We start from the raw sequence: 17,798 nt of genomic DNA on the forward strand, positions 1-17,798 counted from the left end.
AACATCTAGACAATTAGGCCGCGGGCACCGCAGCACGCGGCCGCGACCGATGCGCGTACCACCACGCCACGAGCGCCCCGACGGCGAGCACCCCGGCGAAGATCCCGATCGCGGTGATCACGCCGAGCGCGGCGCCGACCACGCCGAGCGTCACACCGCCGCCCGTCCGCAGCCCCGACGCGAACATGCCGTAGACGCCGAGCGTGCGACCGCGCTCCACCGCGGGCGCCTCGAGCTGCACGACGCTCTGCGTGATCGACATCGACGCGATCTCGCCGACGCCGGCGATGAGCAGCGCGACGAGGGCGAGCAGGTAGCTCCCGGTCAGCGCGAACGCGACGATCGCCCCGCCGAACACGACCGTCGAGAGCACCGCGGCCTTGAGCGTCGGCTTGATGACGCCCGTCGCCTCGAGCAGGAATCCGCCGACGACGCCACCCAGCCCCATCGCGAACAGGAGGCTGCCGTAGGTGAAGTCGCCCTCGGATCCTGCGCCCAGACGCGCCGCGAAGACCGGCATCGACGACGGCAGGGCGTTGCCGATGGTGATGGCGGCGAGGCCCGAGATGACGATCATGGCGATGATCAGGTGGTTCGACCGGACGTTGCGCAGCACGCGCAGGGTGTCGCGCAGCGAGACGCGAGCCGGCTCGGAGACGTCGGCGGCGACCCCGGCGGCAGCGCCCGCCGCCCGCGCCTCGGCGTCGCGCGTGTGCCCCGTGAACCGCGTCCGGAACATCAGCAGCGTCATCGGCAGGTAGAGCAGCACGTTCACGTAGATGCCCGCGATCGGCCCCAGCCAGAGCAGCAGCGCCGAGCCCACGACCGGCCCGAACAGGATTCCGAGGCTCTGGAACGTCGCGTTCAGCCGGATGGCGCTCGGCAGCTCCGACCGGTCGACGAAGTCGTGCAGCAGCAGCTGCTCGGCCGGGCCCCACAGCGAGCCGGCGGTGCCGTGCAGCACGAGGAGGATGCAGGCCTCCCACACGGTGAGCGAGTGGGTCACGAAGAGAGTGCCCCATCCTGCGCTCACCAGCATGAAGAGCACCTGCCCGGCCTGGATGATCTTGCGGCAGTCGTACTTCTCGGCCAGCGTGCCCGACCACACCGACAGCAGCAGGAACGGCAGCCAGTGGCTGATGATCTGGAACCCGACGAGCGCCGGTGAGTGGAACGTCTGCCACAGCACCCAGTAGGTGATCACGTGCTCGGTGTTGTCCGCCATCATCGACAGCCCCGACGTGAAGAGGTAGGGGCGCGAGTCGCGGTTGCGCAGGGCCGCGAAGCGTCGGGGCACGGCGGCGGGCAGCGGCAGCGCCGGCTCCAGCTCTTGCACGGGTCGTTCTCGTCTCGTCGTCAGGGCACAGGGCAGGGCGCAGGATCCGCACGCCGCCCGACAAATGTTGCGCTCGCCAACATACCTGATCCCGCGGAACGGCGAGAGCCCGCACCGCGACTGCGATGCGGGCTCCCGAGTGCTGCGCTCAGACCGCGACCGGCTCCAGCGTGGAGGCGAACGGGTCGAAGCCCTCGGCCAGCGACGGCACGGGGGCGACCGTGCTCGCGACGTCGACGAACGAGCGGCTGGCGATCGACTCCTCGACGCTCACCATCGTGTCGAGCACGTGATAGCCGACCTCGCCCGTGGCGATGTGCGACCCGCCGGTGCGGATCGCGCGGGCCATGTCGAGGATCCCCAGGCCGCGGCCGACGTTCGGCTCCTCGTCGAGGACGGTCTCCCACTCCTGCTCGAAGGGATAGGTGGCGCCGTCCTTGAGGGGTCGGGCGATGCGGATCGGCCAGCCGCCGCCGAACATGTTCGGGTCGGGCAGAACGATCGTGCCCTCGGTGCCGTTGACCTCGAAGACGCCGTGGCGCAGGAGCGGCGTGTCGAACGACAGCAGCGACTGTCCCTGGCCGCCCTGCTCGAACGACGTGAGCACGGAGACGTGCGTCGGCACCTCGACCGGGAACTCCGCTCCGGCGTTCGGGCCGACGGCGAGCGTGCGGGTCTCGCGCGACTTCGCGCCCGTCGCGACGACGGAGGCGACGGGGCCGAGCAGGTGCACGAGCGCCGTGAAATAGTACGGGCCGATGTCGAACAGCGGGCCCGCGCCCTTCGCGTAGAGGAACGACGCGTTCGGGTGGATGAAGTCGGGGCCCTGCCACTGCATGCTCGTCACCGCGGTGAGGGGCGTGCCGATGGCGCCGGCCTCGATGGCGCGCTTGGCGGTCTGCCAGCCCGGGCCGAGCACGGTGTCGGGCGCGATGCCGAGCTTGAGGCCGAGCGATGCGGCCAGGTCGACGAGACCCTTGGCGCTCTCGCGGTCGACGCCGATCGGCTTCTCGCTCCAGACGTGCTTGCCTGCCTTGAGGGCCGCCGACGACACCTCGACATGCGTGGCCGGAAGCGTCAGGTTGACGACGATCTCGACGTCGTCGTCGGCGAGCACCTCGTCGCCGGTGCCGGAGCGAGCGACGCCCCACTTCGCAGCCGACGCCGCGGCGCGCTCGGTGTCGATGTCGCCGACGCGGACGACCTCGACGTCGGGGAACCTCGTGAGGTTCTCGAGGTACTGCTCCGAGATCATCCCGGCGCCGATGAGGCCGACGCCGACGCGCCCGTCGCGGCTCACGCCGAGACCGTCTCGGTCGACGCGGCCTGCTCCGACAGCCACTGGAACGACTGCTGGACGCCGTCGAAGATGTCGCCCTCGAAGTGGTCGTACTCGATCACGGCGAACTTCACGGCAGGAGCCGAGGCGATCGCCTCCGCGAGACGCACACCGCCCTGCCCGGCCGGCTTCTGGTCGGTGGGGAGCTCGGCGGTCGAGATGCCGTCGCGCATGGGGCCGTCCTTGGCGTGGACCGCAACGACCCGCTCGCCGAGGCGCGGCAGGAGCTTGACGATGTCGATTCCGGCGGCCGAGGCCCAGTACAGGTCGACCTCGAGCTTGACGCTCGGCTCGAGGTTCTCGACGAACAGCTCGTAGGCGGGGCGGCCGTCGATGACGTTGCGGAACTCGTGGTCGTGGTTGTGGTAGCCGACCTTCAGGCCGAACGCCGCGGCCTGCTCGGCGCGCTCATTGAGGCGCTCGGCGCCCCACTTCACGCTGTCGGCCGTCGCCCAGCGAGCCGGGGCGAGGTACGGGTCGATGACGACCTCGAGGCCGAGAGCGGCCGCCGCGGCGAAGGTCTCCTCGACCGGCGGGATCGACAGCAGCTTGTCGGGGGTGTCGACCTCCTCCTCGATGAGGATCGCGTGGCCGGTCGGGGCGGTGAGGCCGTGGGCGGCGAACGACTTCTTCAGCGCGTCGGCGCGCGAGACGAAGTCGAAGGCCTCGACGTGCTTCAGGCCGATCTCGGCGAGGCGGGCGAGGGTGCCGTCGAGGTCCTTGTCGATCTCGCGGTACACGGAGTACAGCTGAACGGAGATGGCGGGGAAGGCCATGATGTCCTTTCGTTTCTGTGACGGCGTCGGCCGGTGGGTCGGCGCGGGTGGAGTCGCACGGGGTGGGTGCGAGCCCGAGGCGGGTGCGGCTAGCGCACCGACTTGATCGGGAAGATCGCGAGTGCGCCGAGGATCACGGCGATGCCGGCACCCCAGAGCATGAGCGTGTAGTTGCCGCCGGCGCTGCTGCCCACGTGCAGGAGGAAGAGGCCGAACGCCGGGGCCAGCGACTGCGGCAGCGCGTTGGCGATGTTGAGCACGCCGAGGTCCTTGCCGGGGCGGTCGGCGTTGGGCAGCACATCGACGACGAGCGCCGTGTCGATCGAGAGGTAGGCGCCGAACGCGAAGCCCATGATGACCTCGGCCGTGTAGAAGGAGCCGATCGTGGTCGAGTGTGCGAGCACGATGAGACCGACGGCGGTGAGCGCTGTCGACGTCCAGACGAAGACCTTGCGGCGCTGGAGCCGGTCGGAAGCCCAGCCGGAGATCGCGGTCGAGACGAGGAGCGCGATCGTGTAGAGCAGCACACCGAAGGCGACGGCGGCCGTGGCTGCGGTGGCACCGAGCCCGATCCTGTCCTCCATGTAGAGGAGGCGGTAGGTCGTGAACATGTAGGTGCCGAAGATGATGAGGAATCGGCCCCACCAGGCGAAGCCGAAGTCGCGGTGCTTGAACGGGTTCGTCCAGAACGAGCTCACGATGTTGAGCAGTGTGAAGCGCTTGAGCTTGTGGGTGGGCAGCTCGTCTTTGACGATGAAGGAATAGAAGAGGATCACCGCGATGGCGAAGATGCCCGGCGCGATGAAGAGGACGGGAATGTTGCCGGCCAGGTAGACGGCGAGGTAGAGGCCCGCGAGCGCCGAGACGTTCTGCGCGAGACCGATGAGGCTCGAGGCACGACCGCGCTGGATCTCGGGCACGTTGTCGGCGAAGCTCGCCGTCATCGCCGAGAACACCGCGTTGGCCGACACCTGCGCGAGCAGCCAGGCGAGCATGAGGTCGGTGCGCGTGTGCCCGAACGCCATCCACGCCAACGAGCCAACGAAGACGATGGTGCCGCCGACCATCCACGGGCGACGGCGACCCCAGCGGGTGCGCGTGCGGTCGGAGAGGGCGCCGGCGAGCGGGTTGGCGAAGAGGGCGCCGAACGCGCCGACCGAGAGCACCGAGCCGACGATCGACGACGGGTCGTTCGGGGCGATCTGCTGCGCTTTGAGCGACAGGCTCACGTAGATCGGCGCCAGCAGGGCGAAGAAGAGCCCGAACTGGGCGAGTGCTAGTGCGAACAGGTACAGCTTCGTGACCTTCCGCGTGGCCACGGGCTGCGTGATGCCCTCGTCCAGCAGCGCGGAGGGAATCGTGCCGGAGGTCGCAAGACCTTCAGCGGGGTTTTCCATTGACGTCGGTGTCGACATGACTCCTCCTCGAGCCACAGGGGGCGACTCTCGCCCGATCTGGTCCCCTGGCGATGCCAGGCTCAGGAGGAGACGCTAGCACCGAAAACCTCCAAGTGGAAGTTTTGAGAAGAGATTCTTCGGCGGCTCTCCGGAGAGCCCGGGGTAGTGTTCCCTCGATGACCAACGACACCGCCGCCGGCACTCGCGGTCCGTACGCCAAGGGCGTGCGACGGCGACGCGAGATCCTCGACAAGACGCTCGACGTCGTGGCGTCTCGCGGCATCGACGGGACGTCGCTCCGAGCGATCGGCGAGGCGATCGGGGTGTCGCACGCCGCTCTGACCCACTACTTCGACTCGCGCGAGGCGCTCCTGGTCGAGGTGCTGCGCGAGCGAGACGTCGAGTCGACCCGACGGGTTCAGGGCATCGACGGCGTCCTCGAGCGCATGACCGCGGCGGCCGACGACAACGCGAAGGTCCCCGGCCTCGTCACGCTCTACACGAACATGCTGGCCACCGCCGTCGAGCCCGGCAACGACGTGTCGCGCGAGTTCTTCGTCGAGCGCTTCGAGTCCGGTCGCGCAACCCTGGCACGCGAGCTCCGTGAGCAGCTCGAAGCCTCGGGCCGGCACTCCGACACCGACCTCGAGCTCGTCGGGTCGCTCATCATGGCCGCTTTCGACGGCCTCCAGGTGCAGTGGCTCCTGGACCGCCGGATCGACATCGCCGGCACGCTCGCGCTCCTGCAAAGGCTCCTCTAGCACCATGGCCGTCCAGGCGAGAGCCGAGGAGACCCGACGACGCCTCATCGAGGCGGCGGCCGAGGTCCTGACCGAGCGCGGCTACCCGCAGACGACGCTCAACGACGTCGCGGCCCGCGCCGGCGTGACCAAGGGCGCGCTCTACCACCACTTCGCCTCGAAGCAGGAGCTCGCGAACGCGGTCATCGCCCTCCAGTTCGACATCGCTGCCGCGTCGACCGTGGCCGCCGTCGACCGCGGCACCACGGCGTACGAGAAGCTCGTCTGGATGAGCCGCGCCTTCGCCGAGCAGATGCGCGACGAGGTCGTCGTGCGCGCCGGGGTCCGCCTCACGACGGAGACCGGTGCCCGCGAGCTCGAGCAGCAGGCGCCGTACGACGGCTGGATCGCCTCGGTGACGCCCCTCATCGCCGCCGCCATCGCCGAGGGCTCGTTCCGCTCCGACCTCGACGCCGGCGTGGTGGCGTCGATGCTGATCCCCGCCTACTCGGGCGTGCAGATGGTCTCCGACATCCGCACCGGCCACGCCGACCTGCTCGAGCAGGTCCTGAACCTGTGGGAGGTGCTGCTCGCACCGGCCCTCGTGGCGCCCGATCGGCGTGCAGAGCTATCCGGCGTGCCGGCGTCCATCCTGAGCTGAGACGGCGCCGCAGACCGGGCAGGTGCCGTGCGAGGCGCCGACGTCGACCACGTAGGTGCCGGATCCCGAGCGCACCTCGACCATGCCGAGCACCTCCAGCACGGTGAGGGCGTTCCTCACCGCCGACTCGGTCACCCCGAGCTGCGCGGCCAGCTCGGCGCGTGACGCGAGGCGCCCGCCTGCGCCCGCCGCGGCTCCTGCGGCCCGGATCGCCTCGGCCAGCTCGAGAGCGGCCAGCGCCGCGACCGAGACCCGACCCCGGTGTGGCTCGACGAGCAGCCTCTCCCCCGATGCGCCCATGGCTCAGAGGCTCGTCATGCCGCCGTCGACGCGGAAGATCGCCCCGGTGGCGAAGCCCGCCTCGTCGCTCGCGAGGTAGGTCATGATGCCGGTGACGTCGGAGGGTGCCCCGGGCCGTCCGAGCGGAGTGCGCGAGACGATGCCGGCGCGAGCCTCGGCGTCGCCCGAGATCGTGGTGACGAGGCCGGTCTCCGTGTAGCCCGGCACGACCGTGTTGACGCGTATGCCGTCCGCGGCATACGCCATCGCGGTCGCGCGCACGAGCGAGTGGATGCCGCCCTTGCTCGACGAGTAGGCGGCGAAATCCGCTCCCTCGCCGTTGAGACCGGTCGGGCTGCCCGTGCACACGATCGAGCCGCGCGAGCCTGAGGCGAGGAAGGTCCGCACGGCGTGCTTCACCGTGAGGAACGTGCCCGTGAGGTTCACGTCGATCGTCGATCGCCACGCCTCGAGCGAGACGTCGGCGGTCTTGGCGTCGCGCCCGAACAGCTGCACTCCGGCGTTCGCCACCACCACGTCGGGCGTGAACCCGGCGCCGACGGCCGACGCGAACGCGGCCTCGACCTGTGCCTCGTCCGCGATGTCCACCGCCACGGCGAGAGTCGAACCCGTGGTCGCAGGAGCAGCGGCACCCGCCGCCGAGGCCGCCGCCGACGCCGCCTCGAAGTCCCGGTCCGCGTACACGACGCGGGCGCCCTCGGAGGCGAAGGCGTCCGCGATGGCTCGACCGATCCCGGATCCTGCGCCCGTCACCAGCGCCGTCTTGCCGGTGAGCCGCCCCGTCACTCGCCGGCCCCGGTGTCGACGCGGGTCAGCCGGACGGCCATGTAGGCGCGCGCGGGCAGGTCGACGACGAAGCGGCCGGAGGCGGTGCCCGGCAGCTCGTCGACGGTCATGTTCCAGGTGTCGATGACCTCCACCCTCCAGGCGAACTGCGGGTCGTGGAAGAAGCGACGGAACCGCGGCCTGCCGAACCCGAAGTAGTAGAGGTACTGCTCGCCGGGTCGGCCGGCGACGGTGGCGTCCCACTCGGTCTCGAGGGGCTCGAGCACGCCGGCCGGGCTCTCCTCGATGAAGCGGGTGAGGAACCCGATGCGCGCCGGGCTCTCGCCGTGCAGCTCGCCGCCCTTTGCCCACCAGAGGATCTCGTCGGGGTCGACGTAGGTCTCGCCGTGGCCGACGTACCCGCCGCGCAGCGCCCCCTCCCAGAATCGCCGGGTCATCTCCTCGCCGGAGATGTTGCCCCAGCCCTGGTCGATGTCGCCCTCGTAGGCGGCCTCGTCGACGACGACCGGCTTGCCCCAGGTGCGGCGCCACTCTGTCGTCATCTCCGACGTCTTGTACATGTCGGTCCGCTGCATGCTCACGTGGGTGATCCACGGGCGGGACTGGTCGTAGACGATGCGGCAGTTGTGGATCGAGCGCGGGTGCTGTGCGGCGTCCCAGGTCTCGATGATCTGCGCCCAGCGCTCCCAGTCGGCCTCGGACTTGTCGAAGAGCAGGTCGAACTCGTTGGCGAGCGACCACCACAGGTTGCGGAACGCACCCAGCCTCGCCACGGCGTAGCGGACGTAGCGGTCGTCCGAGGCGGCGTCCATCGTCGAGAATCCCCAGCGGTCGTAGGCGTGGAAGAGGATGAGGTCGGCCTCGACGCCGAGCTCGGCCAGCTGGTCGATCCGGTGCTCCAGTCGGCGCCAGTAGTCGACGTCGAACGCCTCGAGGTCGAACGCCCCGTCGTCGCGCCGGTCGAACGGGAAGCGCTCGGGCTCGTTGCTGTTGAACGTGTACGACTTCGGGAACACGCACATGCGGAGCTTGTTGAACGGCGACTCGGCGAGCGTGCGCAGGGTGGTGTCCTGCAGCTCGTCGGGTTGATGGGTCCAGGCGTAGCTCGTGGTGCCGATCGGCAGGTACCGACGCCCCGACGCGTAGGCGAAGTGGTATTTGTCGGCGACGCGGACGGGGCCGTCGGAGGTGGCGGGCGTCACGGTGAAACCTCCGCGGATCCTGCTCAGCGACCGGGCGTTGCTCGCCGTCTCGAAGCGCCATGACCCCTCGACGTCGGGCAGCAGGCGCACCACGTACGACCCGTCGCCGTCGTAGAAGCCGAGCACGTCGCGCACCTCGTCGCCCGGCCCGAAGAAGCGGGCCGTGAGCTCGACGTCGACGAACGGGTTGCCGTGCGACGGCCCCGCGAGGCGGATCTCGAAGCGGGTCCACCGGGCGACAGACTCGTCGTGCGTGACTCTGGCCGACCCGATCGCCACGTCGTCGGCCTCGTAGTCCTGCGACGGCGGCACGGGAGGGGTCCTGCCCGCGATCTCGGCGACGGGCGCCTTGATGGTCTCGAGTTCACGCAGGATCGCCTCCCGGTCGCTCGCCGTCAGCGAGTCCTCGGTCTCGAGCACGAGCCCGAGCGGCTGCGCGTGGAAGGTGTGGAGCAGCGTGGACTCGACGATCGACGGGGCGTGACGGCGCAGGACGCCGGCGGCCTCGTGGTCGCGGAGCACGTCGAAGAGAGCTGATCCCGCGTGGAATCGGCTGGTCGGGGAGGTCATGGGTCAGCCTTTCACGGCGCCGGCGAGGGCTCCGCGGACGAAGTATCTCTGGAACATGAGGTAGACGATCAGGACGGGGAAGATCGACATGATGATGTACGCGTTCAACTGCGGGTAGTTGGACCCGTACTGGGTTTGGAAGTTCGTGATGCCGAGGGGGATCGTGAACTCGTTCGTGGTCTGCAGCAGCGTCAACGCCATCGGGTACTCGTTCCACGTCGCGACGAAGTCGAGGATGAACAGGGCGGCGAGGGCCGGTTTCGCCAGCGGCAGGATGACCTGCCAGAACAGGCGCCAGTTCGAGGCGCCGTCGATGCGGGCGGCTTCGTCGAGGTCTTCGGGGATCGCTTTGAAGAACCCGTAGAGGATGAAGATCTGGTACGAGATGCCGAACGCGAGGTACGGCAGCATCAGCCCGAGTTTCGTGTTCAACAGGTTCAGGTTCAGCATCGTGGAGAACAGCGGGCCCAACGCGACCTGGACGGGGATGAGGGCGCCGAGCGCGATGACACCGAGCAGGCCCTGCTGCCACCGGAACTTCAACCGGGACATCGAGAACGCGGCAAGCGCGGCGATGAACAGGCCCAGCGGCACCTTGATGACGGAGATGATGAGGCTGTTCAGCCCGGACTGCCAGATGTTGCCGGTCGCGGCGGCCGCGGCGTAGTTACCCCACTCCCAGTGCGACGGCAGCGCCCACGGGGCGAGGTTGGAGACGTCCGCCTGGCTCTTCACACTGGTGAGGAACATGAACAGGAACGGGATGATCCAGATGATCGCCGCGATCACCAGGCCGATCCACAGGCCCACGAGGCCCCACTGCGTCTTCCGCCGGTTCGGCGTGGCGACGGTGGCCGTGGTGTGCGGGCGCTGATCGGTGATGACGGGCACGGACTCGAGAGCGGAGCTCATTGTTTGTCTCCCTTGAAGGTCCAGAGCATGTAGGGCACGACGAGGACCAGGCTGACGGCGAACAGGACGGTCGCGATCGCGTTGCCGAGCCCGAACTCGTGGTTCGAGAACGACTGCTGATACGACCACAGCGCCAGCACCTGGGTGGACTGAGCGGGGCCGCCGCCGGTGGTGCCGACGATGAGGTCGAACACCTTCAGCGACGAGATCATCGTCAACACCACGACGATGATCGTCGTCGGGCGCAGCGCCGGCCAGGTCACGGCGCGGAAGATCTGGAACTTCCCCGCACCGTCGAGTTTCGCGGCCTCGACCAACTCGTCGGGGACGTTCTGCAGGCCCGCCATGTAGAGCACCATGTTGAACCCGGCGGTCTGCCACACGAACGCGACGAAGATCGCATACAGGGCCACGTGCGCGTCGCCGAGCCAGTCGTGGGCGAGGGAACCCAGGCCGACCTGGTGCAGGACCCCGTCGATGAGGCCGGACTGCGGGTTGTACAGCCACACCCACATCGTCGCGACCGCGATCGACGCGAGCACGGCGGGGATGTAGAACGCGCTGCGGAGCAGGTTCCGGCCGAACAGCTTCTGGTTCAAGCCCAGCGCGAGCAGGAGACCGAGGGTCGTCGGGACGAGCAGCGAGAGCACGACCCAGATGACGGTGTTGCGGAACGCGGGCCAGAACACCGGATCCTGCGTGAAGATCCTGACGTAGTTCGAGATGCCGACGAAGACGGGGGAGGTGGTGATGAACCCGTTCCAGGAGAAGAAGCTCATCACCACGGTGTCGACCATCGGATAGACGAGGAACACCAGGAACAGCAGCAGCGCGGGCACCACGAACAGGAACGCGGCCCACCCGGGGGCGAGGCGCCCCCCGCGCCGCGGCGTGGTGCCGCGACGCGGAGAGCTCGACTTCAGAACAGTCACGACAGGCTCAGTTCGACGACGAACGGTTCTTGATGAACGTCTGCATCTGCTTACCCGCATCCGCCGGCGCGATCGACCCCGTCGCCACCCCGTTCATGATCCGCCAGTACTCCGTCGTCACATCCAGAGGCAACGTCTGATCGTTGTTCTGGAACTGACCGGTCGCCTTGCCTGCGAGCGCCACGAAGTCCTTCGTGATGCCGACGCCGTTGTCGCCGACCTTCGCACCGTTCACCACGGGGATCTGCGAGAAGTCGCCGGCGTACTTGTTCTGCACGCTCACGCTCATCCAGTAGTTGAGGAACTTCGCGGCGGCGTCGGGGTTCTTCGACGTCTTCGAGATGTAGTTCGCCTGCTGGAGGCCGTAGATGCGGCCGGTGCCGGTCGGGAACGGGAACACCCCGAGGTCAGAGGTCGGGCTGAAGTTCGCCTGCTTGAGGAAGCCGCCGAACCAGTCGCCCTCGAGCGCCATGGCCGCCTTCTTCTGGTAGAAGACCGTCTGGCCCTGGGCGTCGGTGTCGCTCACCCAGCCGGGGTTGAAGTAGTTCGTCGCCCAGGTCTTGAGCTGCGCGAACGACTCGGTCACGCACGACTCGGTGCCCCAGTTGCCCTTGAGCGCGGTCAGCTTGTCGAACGTCGCCGACCCGCACTTCGTCTCCAGCAGGTTGTCCAGCAGACGCATCACGTACCAGTTCACACTGCCGCCGAACTCGATCGGAGTGATCCCGGCCGACTTCAGCTTCGCCGCATCCGCTACCAACTCGTCATAGGTCGTCGGCGTCGACGTGATGCCCGCCTTGGCGAAGAGCGCCTTGTTGTAGACGATCGCCTCGACGTCGGCCGTGTACGGCACCCCGTGGTAGTCGCCGTACTGCGTGACGCTGGCGAGTGCGGTCTTCGTGAAGCGAGAGGTCCAGCCGTACTGCTTGTAGTACTTGGTGAGGTCGAGGTCGACGCCCTGCTTCACGTAGGTGCCGCCGAGGCCGAGGCCAGACCACTGGAAGTAGATGTCCGGCATCGCAGGCGTGCCGGCCGCCTGGCGCAGGGCGGTCTTGAGGTTGTCGGTGCTCTTCTCGGTGACGTTGACGGTGATGTTCGGGTACTTCTTCTCGAACCCGGCAACCATCGACTTGAGCCCGGTCTCGGCCGGCCCCTGCTGCGTCGTGGTCCAGTAGCTCAGCTCGACCTTGCCGTTGCTGCCGCCGCCGCTCGAACCCGAGCAGCCGCTGAGCACGAGAGCGATGGCCGCCGCGGTGGCGGCGATCGCCACGCCTGCGCGCTTGCGAATCATGTCATCTCCTTTGATGGGGGCGGGGAATGGACCCCGGAAGTGTGTGCTGTGTGTTACGCATAACAGAACTGCGTTATGGATAACATAGAGCGCGGCTAACCGGTTGACAAGTAGTCGCCGAAAAAATTCCGACGGGTATGCGCAGGATCCGAGTGCCTGCGCCTCCTGCGTTATGATCGCGAAAATCGACCCCCGCCGAAGGAGGCCCCGTGGCGACCGAACGCCCCAGACGGCGGCCCAGCATGGCCGATGTCGGCCGCGCCAGCGGCGTCTCCGCGCAGACCGTGTCGCGCTACTACACCGGCGGCTACGTCTCCCCCGCGACCCGCGACCTCATCGAGCGCGCCGTCGGCGAGCTGGGCTACCAGCACAACAAGCTGCCGAGCATCCTCCGCGCCCAGCACACCGACGCGATCGGCTTCCTGTCGATGGGGCCGCTGAACTACGGCAACTCGGGCATCCTCACCGGCATCAGCCGGGCGGCGAGGGCCGAGGGCCAGACCCTTCTCACGACGCAGCTCGACCTCGATCCTGAGTCCCCTTCGTCGCAGCGCGAGTTCACGCGCACCCTCGAGAGCTTCCTCTCCGTGCGGGTCGACGGCATCGTCGTCGGCACCCCCTACGTCGGCCTCGAGAAGCTGCTCGAGGCGGTCGGCCGCACGGTGCCGATCGTGTCGCTCTCGGAGGTGACGTACGAGGGCATCGACACCGTGCACGCCGACTCGTACGGGGCGGCTCGCCTGGCGGTGCGGCACCTGATCGAGCTGGGGCACCGCCGGATCCTGCATCTGGCCGGCCCCGGCAACCGCAACGAGTCGGGCGAGCGCGTGCGCGGCTACCGCGACGAGCTTTCGGCGGCGGGCATCGCCGAGCTGCCGATCGTCCGGTGCGACGAGTGGGACGCCGTCTCGGGCGCGAGCGGGGCCGAGCGGGCCGACCCGTCGACGTTCACGGCCGTCTTCTCGGCGAACGACGAGCTCGCCCTCGGCTTCATGAGCGTCATGCGCTCGCGCGGGCTCGTCGCGCCGCGCGACTACTCCATCGCAGGAGTCGACGACATGCCCGAGGCGCGCTTCTTCGCCCCGTCTCTGACCTCCGCCCGCCTCGACTTCGAGGAGCTCGGCGAGACCGCTCTGCGGATGATCCTCGGCCGGATCCACGACGTCGAGCAGACGCCGCGCGAGGTGATCCCGGCCGTGCTCTCGGTCCGCGAGTCGACTGGCGCTCCCGCGGCCGCGACGACCTAGAGGCGCACGCCGAGGCCGAGCTCGTCGACTGTGACGGCCCGGCCGTCCTGCAGCGAACGGTTACCCGCGATGCCGACGGCGACCGACCGCACGCCGTCCGCCCACGTCGCCGCGCGCCCGAGCGGATCGCCGCCGGGCCCACGGAACACGTCGTTCATGAGCAGCGCGTCTCCCCCGCCGTGGCCGCCGGCACCCGACTCGATCGGCACCTCGCGCGCCGCCTCCCACAGCCGCTGCACGACCAGCCGCTCGCCGACTCGGCGCGCCGCCGCCGCCGCAACTCCCCCGTCGTCGGCGACGGCACTGGGGTCGATGGCGCGCTCCCCGTCGAGCAGCACCGCCGCCCGCTCGACCACGTCGAGCTCGGCCCGGCCCTCCGTGCCCGTGATCGCGACGCGGTAGCCCTCCCAGGGCGCATACGTCGTCAGCGAGTACGACATGCTCGCGCCACCCGTGTAGTCGACCACCGCAGACAGGGTGTCCTCGACGTCGATGCCGGCCGAGAACACGTCGCGATCGCGGAGGTACCCGTCGAGCGGCTCGGCGTCGAGATAGAGGGCTCGGAGGCGCGGATCCTGCCGCAGATCCAGCTGGAACGGGTCGGTCGGGCCGTCGTGGGTGCCCCGGGCCGGCCTCTCGCCGAGCCCCCGGCGCGCGGCGTTCGCGTCGCCGTAGAACCGCAGCCCGCCCGAGAGGAAGACGCGGCGGGGCGAGTCGCCGAGCCACCAGTTCACGAGGTCGAAGTGGTGCGACGCCTTGTGCAGCTGCAGGCCGCCGGAGTGCTCCCGCTCGCGATGCCAGCGCCGGAAGTAGTCGGCGCCGTGCATCGAGTCGAGCACCCACTCGAAGTGCACGGCCGTCGGGGTGCCGATCGCGCCCGACGCGACGACGCTCTTGAGCGCGGCATTGCGCGGCGAGTAGCGGTAGTTGAACGTCACGACGACTTCGCGACCGGTCTCCGCCACGGCTCGCGCGATCGTGCGCACTCCCTCGGCGTCGATGGTGAGGGGCTTCTCGACGACCACGTCGGCTCCGGCCCGCAGGGCCAGGTCGATGTAGTGCGCGTGCCGGAAGTCGGGCGTCGTGGCGATCACACGGTCGATCGCCTCGCGCTCGATCACCCCGGCCAGATCGTCGGGCCTGACGAATCGGGCCGCAGGAGCCGCGTCACCCAGCCTCGCCAGATGCCACCGGGCGCGCGCCTCGTTGCAGTCCGACACCGCCACGAGCTCTGCCACATCGGACTGCGACCCCGTGATCGCGTCGAGCCAGGTCTGCGCCCGACTCCCGGCTCCGACGAGGGCGTAGCGGCGGCGGGGCGGGGTCTGAGCGGCGGCGGTCATGCCTCCGGTCTACTCGCCGGGCGCGGCGACCCGTCAGGGCGCAGGATCGGCGCATGCCCCTCCCGCAAGGCCCCGACGGCCTCGACATCGTCGCCTTCGCCTCCGTCGGCGAGCTGCGATCGTGGCTGACGCAGGCGGGGCCCACTCACGCCGCCGTGTGGGTGAGGGTGTTCACGGGGAGGGCGGACGTGCCCAGCGTCACGTTCGCCGAGCTCCTGGAGGAGGGCATCGCGTTCGGCTGGAGCGAGAGCACGCGCAAGTCGTACGACGAGGTCTCGTACCTGCAGCGCTTCGGTCCGCGCCGGTCGCGCGGCACGGCGTCGCCGCGCAATGTGGCCATCGCAGAACGGCTGGACGTCGAGGGGCGCCTCACCGACCAGGGGCGACGTGCGCTGGGGTGGTGACGCGCCAGAGTCGCCGACGAGTCGGCGGAGCGACCATGATGGTCACGGGAGGTCTTCGTGGCGGTCAGCATGGGCGACGTGGCGGCGCACGCCGGCGTCTCGCAGCGCACCGTGTCGAACGTCGTGAACCGCTCCGCGAACGTCGCGCCCGCAACTCGAGCCCGCGTCGAAGCGAGTCTCGCGGCTCTCGGCTACCGGCCGAACGCCGCCGCTCGCAAGCTCCGCAGCGGCCGGACGGGTGCGATCACGCTCGCCCTCCCCGGCTTCGACGAGCGGTACTTCGCCGACCTCGCCGAGGCGGTGATCCGGCACGCGCGCGACCTCGGGGTGGACGTGCTGGTCGAGACCACGGGCGGTGACCACGAGCGCGAGTTGGCGATCCTGCGAGGCCGTCAGGGGCTTCTCACCGACGGCGTGATCATGTCGGCGGTGACCATCGGCTCGGCCGACGAGAGCGTGCAGCGCGCACCGTATCCGCTCGTGCTCGTCGGCGACCACGAGTTCGAGGGGCCGGTCGACCACGTCGGGATCCCGAACCGCAAGGCCGCGCGTGCCGCCGTCGAGCATCTCTTCGCCACGGGCAGGAGGCGCGTCGCCCTCGTCGGCGAGAACGACGAGTCGCTCGACTCGGCGTCGCTCCGCAAGCAGGGGTACTTCGCGGCGCTCGAGCATCGTGGCGTCCCCGCGAGCGAGGCTATCGTCGTTGCGGCGCCCTGGCAGTACGAGGCCGGGGAGGCCGTCGTGGCCGCACTCCTCGCCCGCGACGAGATGCCCGACGGCATCTTCGCGATGAACGACTCCCTGGCGCTCGGCGTGATATCAGCGCTGCTACGCGCAGGCGTCCGGGTGCCGCAGGACTGCGCCGTCGTCGGCTTCGACGACACCCTCGAGGCCCGCCACGGGTTCCCCACGCTGACGTCCGTCGCCCCGTCGCTCGACGAGATCGCGGCCAATGCGCTGGACATGCTCCGCGCCCAGTTCATCGACGCCGGCGCCGAGCGGGCGAGCGTCGAGCGTCGCCACGTGGCGTTCGAGCTCCGCGTGCGGGAGTCGAGCGCCCCCGCCGAATAACCCCTTGCGCGTGCGCGCGAGCGTCTCTACACTCCCAATTGCTACGTCGCATTGCTACGTGGCAATTTCGCACACCGACGGCTCCGCCGCCGTGATCCACGAAGGAGTGGACGATGCAACGAACCCCCTCACCACCCGCCGGCGGCCTCGGCCGTCGCACGTTCCTGCTCGGCGCACTGGGTGCGCTCGGTGCCGCAGGAGCCACGGTCGGCGTCGTCGCCGATCCTCTCGCCGGCCCCGCCGATGCCGCCACCCGCCGAATGCAGCTCCAGTTCTGGCACCTGCTCGGCGGCGCCGACGGCGAGAACATGAACACGATCCTGGGCCGCGTCAACCGGATCGACCCGAAGGCGACCGTCCGGCAGACGGTGCTCGCCTGGGGCACGCCGTATTACACCAAGCTCGCCATGGCCGCGGCGGGAGGCCGTCCACCGGACCTCGCGATCTCCCACCTGTCGCGCCTCGAGGGCTACGCCCCCGGCGGCCTCTTCGACGAGTGGGACATCTCGCGCTTCGCGAAGTACGGCATCAGCGCCGACGACTTCACGAAGCCGACGTTCAAGCGGATGCACGTGAACGGCAAGCTCTACGCGATCGCCCTCGACTCCCACTCGTTCGTCCGCTTCTTCAACCACGACATCGCGAAGAAGGCCGGAGTCCTCGCCGCCGACGGCACCCTCCAGCCCACGACGACCGTGGCCGAGTTCCTCGACCAGGCGAAGGCGATGAAGTCGGTGACCGGCAAGCTCGGTCTGTCGTACGGGTATCTCGGCGATCCTGCGAACATGTGGCGGCTGTTCTGGACCTTCTACAGCCAGCTCGGCGCGACCATGTCGGCGACGAAGTCGAAGCTCGTGTTCGATCGCTCGGCGTTCAGCGAGGCGCTCGGGACGATGAAGAAGCTGCTCTCCTCGAGCGTCTCCGAGCAGCAGGCGAGCGACGGATTCTCGTTCTCGACCTTCACCGCGAAGCAGTCGGGCGAGATGTTCACCGGCGTCTGGGACCTCTCGGGCCTCAAGGCCTCCGGGATCGCACTCGACGCCTCGCCGATCCCGAACCTGTTCGGCACCGGCATCGACGCCGTCTGGGGCGACTCGCACTCGTTCGTGCTGCCGCATCAGGACGACCTCGACGAGGCTCGTCGCGAGGCCAGCTACCAGGCCGTCGCCCTCGTGCTCAAGAACTCGCTCACCTGGGCCAAGGGCGGCCACACGCCCGCCTACCAGCCGGTCGTCCACTCGTCGGCGTTCTCGAAGCTCGAGCCGAACGGCCACTACGCGAAGACCGCCACGTTCCTGCACTACGACCCGCAGCTCGCCTTCGCCGGCTCGGGCTCGAACTGGCAGAACGACTTCGGCCAGACCGTCCAGTCGGCACTCATGGGCGCCGGATCCGTGAAGGCCGCCCGCGACGAGTTCACCTCGATGAGCAACCAGTACGTCCAGCACGCGGTGCCGACCGATGACTAGTCCGTCCACTTCGAAGGGGTCA

At 69.3% G+C, this 17,798-nt stretch carries 17 protein-coding genes; 6 read left to right on the forward strand and 11 right to left on the reverse strand.

Going from position 1 to position 17,798, the window contains the following annotated elements; genetic code table 11:
- Nucleotides 1–13 precede the first annotated feature (13 nt).
- The 4 genes from C8E83_RS11905 to C8E83_RS11920 form a co-directional block, all read right to left on the reverse strand.
- Nucleotides 14–1,336, reverse strand: a complete 1,323-nt coding sequence (locus tag C8E83_RS11905; RefSeq protein ID WP_121370094.1) for an MFS transporter — start codon at nucleotides 1,334–1,336, stop codon at nucleotides 14–16.
- Between the two features lie 148 nt (nucleotides 1,337–1,484).
- Entirely contained in the window at nucleotides 1,485–2,636 is a 1,152-nt protein-coding gene (locus C8E83_RS11910; RefSeq protein WP_281270811.1) for a Gfo/Idh/MocA family protein, read from the reverse strand.
- Nucleotides 2,633–3,451, reverse strand: coding sequence for a sugar phosphate isomerase/epimerase family protein (locus tag C8E83_RS11915; protein WP_121370095.1), 819 nt, complete (start codon nucleotides 3,449–3,451; stop codon nucleotides 2,633–2,635). Before C8E83_RS11915 ends, C8E83_RS11910 begins: the two co-directional genes overlap by 4 nt.
- 89 nt (nucleotides 3,452–3,540) lie before the next feature.
- Nucleotides 3,541–4,866 (reverse strand): MFS transporter, encoded by a 1,326-nt coding sequence (locus tag C8E83_RS11920; RefSeq protein WP_121370096.1) that lies wholly within the window; start codon nucleotides 4,864–4,866, stop codon nucleotides 3,541–3,543.
- Nucleotides 4,867–5,024: 158 nt separating this feature from the next.
- Between C8E83_RS11920 and C8E83_RS11925 the strand changes: the two genes are divergently transcribed.
- Both C8E83_RS11925 and C8E83_RS11930 read left to right on the forward strand, forming a co-directional pair.
- Nucleotides 5,025–5,609 carry a TetR/AcrR family transcriptional regulator gene (locus C8E83_RS11925; protein ID WP_121370097.1) on the forward strand — a complete coding sequence of 195 codons (585 nt, stop codon included), beginning with the start codon at nucleotides 5,025–5,027 and terminating at the stop codon, nucleotides 5,607–5,609.
- 4 nt (nucleotides 5,610–5,613) lie between these two features.
- Complete coding sequence (locus C8E83_RS11930) at nucleotides 5,614–6,249, forward strand: ScbR family autoregulator-binding transcription factor (RefSeq protein WP_121370098.1); 636 nt, start codon at nucleotides 5,614–5,616, stop codon at nucleotides 6,247–6,249.
- On the opposite strand, the gene C8E83_RS20070 is transcribed toward C8E83_RS11930, so the two are convergent.
- From C8E83_RS20070 to C8E83_RS11960, 6 genes are read right to left on the reverse strand one after another with little or no spacing between them, the layout of a single operon-like run.
- On the reverse strand, nucleotides 6,217–6,549 hold the full coding sequence (locus C8E83_RS20070) for a GntR family transcriptional regulator (RefSeq protein ID WP_121370099.1): 333 nt from the start codon (nucleotides 6,547–6,549) through the stop codon (nucleotides 6,217–6,219). The two genes, C8E83_RS11930 and C8E83_RS20070, sit on opposite strands and share 33 nt — an antisense overlap.
- Nucleotides 6,550–6,552: 3 nt before the next feature.
- A complete protein-coding gene (locus C8E83_RS11940; protein ID WP_121370100.1) occupies nucleotides 6,553–7,335 on the reverse strand; it encodes an SDR family NAD(P)-dependent oxidoreductase in 783 nt (260 codons plus the stop codon).
- Nucleotides 7,332–9,107 carry a DUF5605 domain-containing protein gene (locus C8E83_RS11945; RefSeq protein WP_121370101.1) on the reverse strand — a complete coding sequence of 592 codons (1,776 nt, stop codon included), beginning with the start codon at nucleotides 9,105–9,107 and terminating at the stop codon, nucleotides 7,332–7,334. The genes C8E83_RS11940 and C8E83_RS11945 overlap by 4 nt, the downstream gene beginning before the upstream one ends.
- Before the next feature lie 3 nt (nucleotides 9,108–9,110).
- Nucleotides 9,111–10,019 carry a carbohydrate ABC transporter permease gene (locus C8E83_RS11950; RefSeq protein ID WP_121370102.1) on the reverse strand — a complete coding sequence of 303 codons (909 nt, stop codon included), beginning with the start codon at nucleotides 10,017–10,019 and terminating at the stop codon, nucleotides 9,111–9,113.
- Nucleotides 10,016–10,951 carry a carbohydrate ABC transporter permease gene (locus C8E83_RS11955; RefSeq protein ID WP_245981645.1) on the reverse strand — a complete coding sequence of 312 codons (936 nt, stop codon included), beginning with the start codon at nucleotides 10,949–10,951 and terminating at the stop codon, nucleotides 10,016–10,018. The genes C8E83_RS11950 and C8E83_RS11955 overlap by 4 nt, the downstream gene beginning before the upstream one ends.
- Nucleotides 10,952–10,958: 7 nt before the next feature.
- Nucleotides 10,959–12,242, reverse strand: a complete 1,284-nt coding sequence (locus C8E83_RS11960) for an ABC transporter substrate-binding protein (protein WP_121370104.1) — start codon at nucleotides 12,240–12,242, stop codon at nucleotides 10,959–10,961.
- 209 nt (nucleotides 12,243–12,451) lie between these two features.
- On the opposite strand from C8E83_RS11960, the gene C8E83_RS11965 reads away from it, so the two are divergent.
- On the forward strand, nucleotides 12,452–13,489 hold the full coding sequence (locus C8E83_RS11965) for a LacI family DNA-binding transcriptional regulator (RefSeq protein WP_147430167.1): 1,038 nt from the start codon (nucleotides 12,452–12,454) through the stop codon (nucleotides 13,487–13,489).
- Here C8E83_RS11965 and C8E83_RS11970 read toward each other — a convergent pair.
- A complete protein-coding gene (locus C8E83_RS11970; protein ID WP_121370106.1) occupies nucleotides 13,486–14,832 on the reverse strand; it encodes a Gfo/Idh/MocA family protein in 1,347 nt (448 codons plus the stop codon). The genes C8E83_RS11965 and C8E83_RS11970 overlap by 4 nt on opposite strands.
- Nucleotides 14,833–14,885: 53 nt before the next feature.
- On the opposite strand from C8E83_RS11970, the gene C8E83_RS11975 reads away from it, so the two are divergent.
- The 3 genes from C8E83_RS11975 (at nucleotide 14,886) to C8E83_RS11985 (ending at nucleotide 17,776) form a co-directional block, all read left to right on the forward strand.
- Complete coding sequence (locus C8E83_RS11975; protein ID WP_121370107.1) at nucleotides 14,886–15,236, forward strand: YdeI/OmpD-associated family protein; 351 nt, start codon at nucleotides 14,886–14,888, stop codon at nucleotides 15,234–15,236.
- Nucleotides 15,237–15,293: 57 nt separating this feature from the next.
- Nucleotides 15,294–16,307: a LacI family DNA-binding transcriptional regulator gene (locus C8E83_RS11980; protein WP_121370108.1), complete on the forward strand. Its 1,014-nt coding sequence runs from the start codon at nucleotides 15,294–15,296 to the stop codon at nucleotides 16,305–16,307.
- Nucleotides 16,308–16,420: 113 nt separating this feature from the next.
- Nucleotides 16,421–17,776: an extracellular solute-binding protein gene (locus C8E83_RS11985; RefSeq protein WP_211331693.1), complete on the forward strand. Its 1,356-nt coding sequence runs from the start codon at nucleotides 16,421–16,423 to the stop codon at nucleotides 17,774–17,776.
- The last annotated feature ends 22 nt before the right edge of the window (nucleotides 17,777–17,798 follow it).

Origin of the sequence: Frondihabitans australicus, assembly GCF_003634555.1 — a bacterium.
GTDB lineage: Bacteria > Actinomycetota > Actinomycetes > Actinomycetales > Microbacteriaceae > Frondihabitans > Frondihabitans australicus.

Bases quoted from the DNA above. Each gene is read 5' to 3' on its own strand.
- C8E83_RS11985 (WP_211331693.1), top strand. From the start codon at position 16,421: ATGCAACGAACCCCCTCACCACCCGCCGGCGGCCTCGGCCGTCGCACG.
- C8E83_RS11930 (WP_121370098.1), top strand. From the start codon at position 5,614: ATGGCCGTCCAGGCGAGAGCCGAGGAGACCCGACGACGCCTCATCGAG.
- C8E83_RS11950 (WP_121370102.1), bottom strand. From the start codon at position 10,019: ATGAGCTCCGCTCTCGAGTCCGTGCCCGTCATCACCGATCAGCGCCCG.
- C8E83_RS11915 (WP_121370095.1), bottom strand. From the start codon at position 3,451: ATGGCCTTCCCCGCCATCTCCGTTCAGCTGTACTCCGTGTACCGCGAG.
- C8E83_RS11970 (WP_121370106.1), bottom strand. From the start codon at position 14,832: ATGACCGCCGCCGCTCAGACCCCGCCCCGCCGCCGCTACGCCCTCGTC.
- C8E83_RS11975 (WP_121370107.1), top strand. From the start codon at position 14,886: ATGCCCCTCCCGCAAGGCCCCGACGGCCTCGACATCGTCGCCTTCGCC.
- C8E83_RS11960 (WP_121370104.1), bottom strand. From the start codon at position 12,242: ATGATTCGCAAGCGCGCAGGCGTGGCGATCGCCGCCACCGCGGCGGCC.
- C8E83_RS20070 (WP_121370099.1), bottom strand. From the start codon at position 6,549: ATGGGCGCATCGGGGGAGAGGCTGCTCGTCGAGCCACACCGGGGTCGG.
- C8E83_RS11925 (WP_121370097.1), top strand. From the start codon at position 5,025: ATGACCAACGACACCGCCGCCGGCACTCGCGGTCCGTACGCCAAGGGC.
- C8E83_RS11945 (WP_121370101.1), bottom strand. From the start codon at position 9,107: ATGACCTCCCCGACCAGCCGATTCCACGCGGGATCAGCTCTCTTCGAC.
- C8E83_RS11920 (WP_121370096.1), bottom strand. From the start codon at position 4,866: ATGTCGACACCGACGTCAATGGAAAACCCCGCTGAAGGTCTTGCGACC.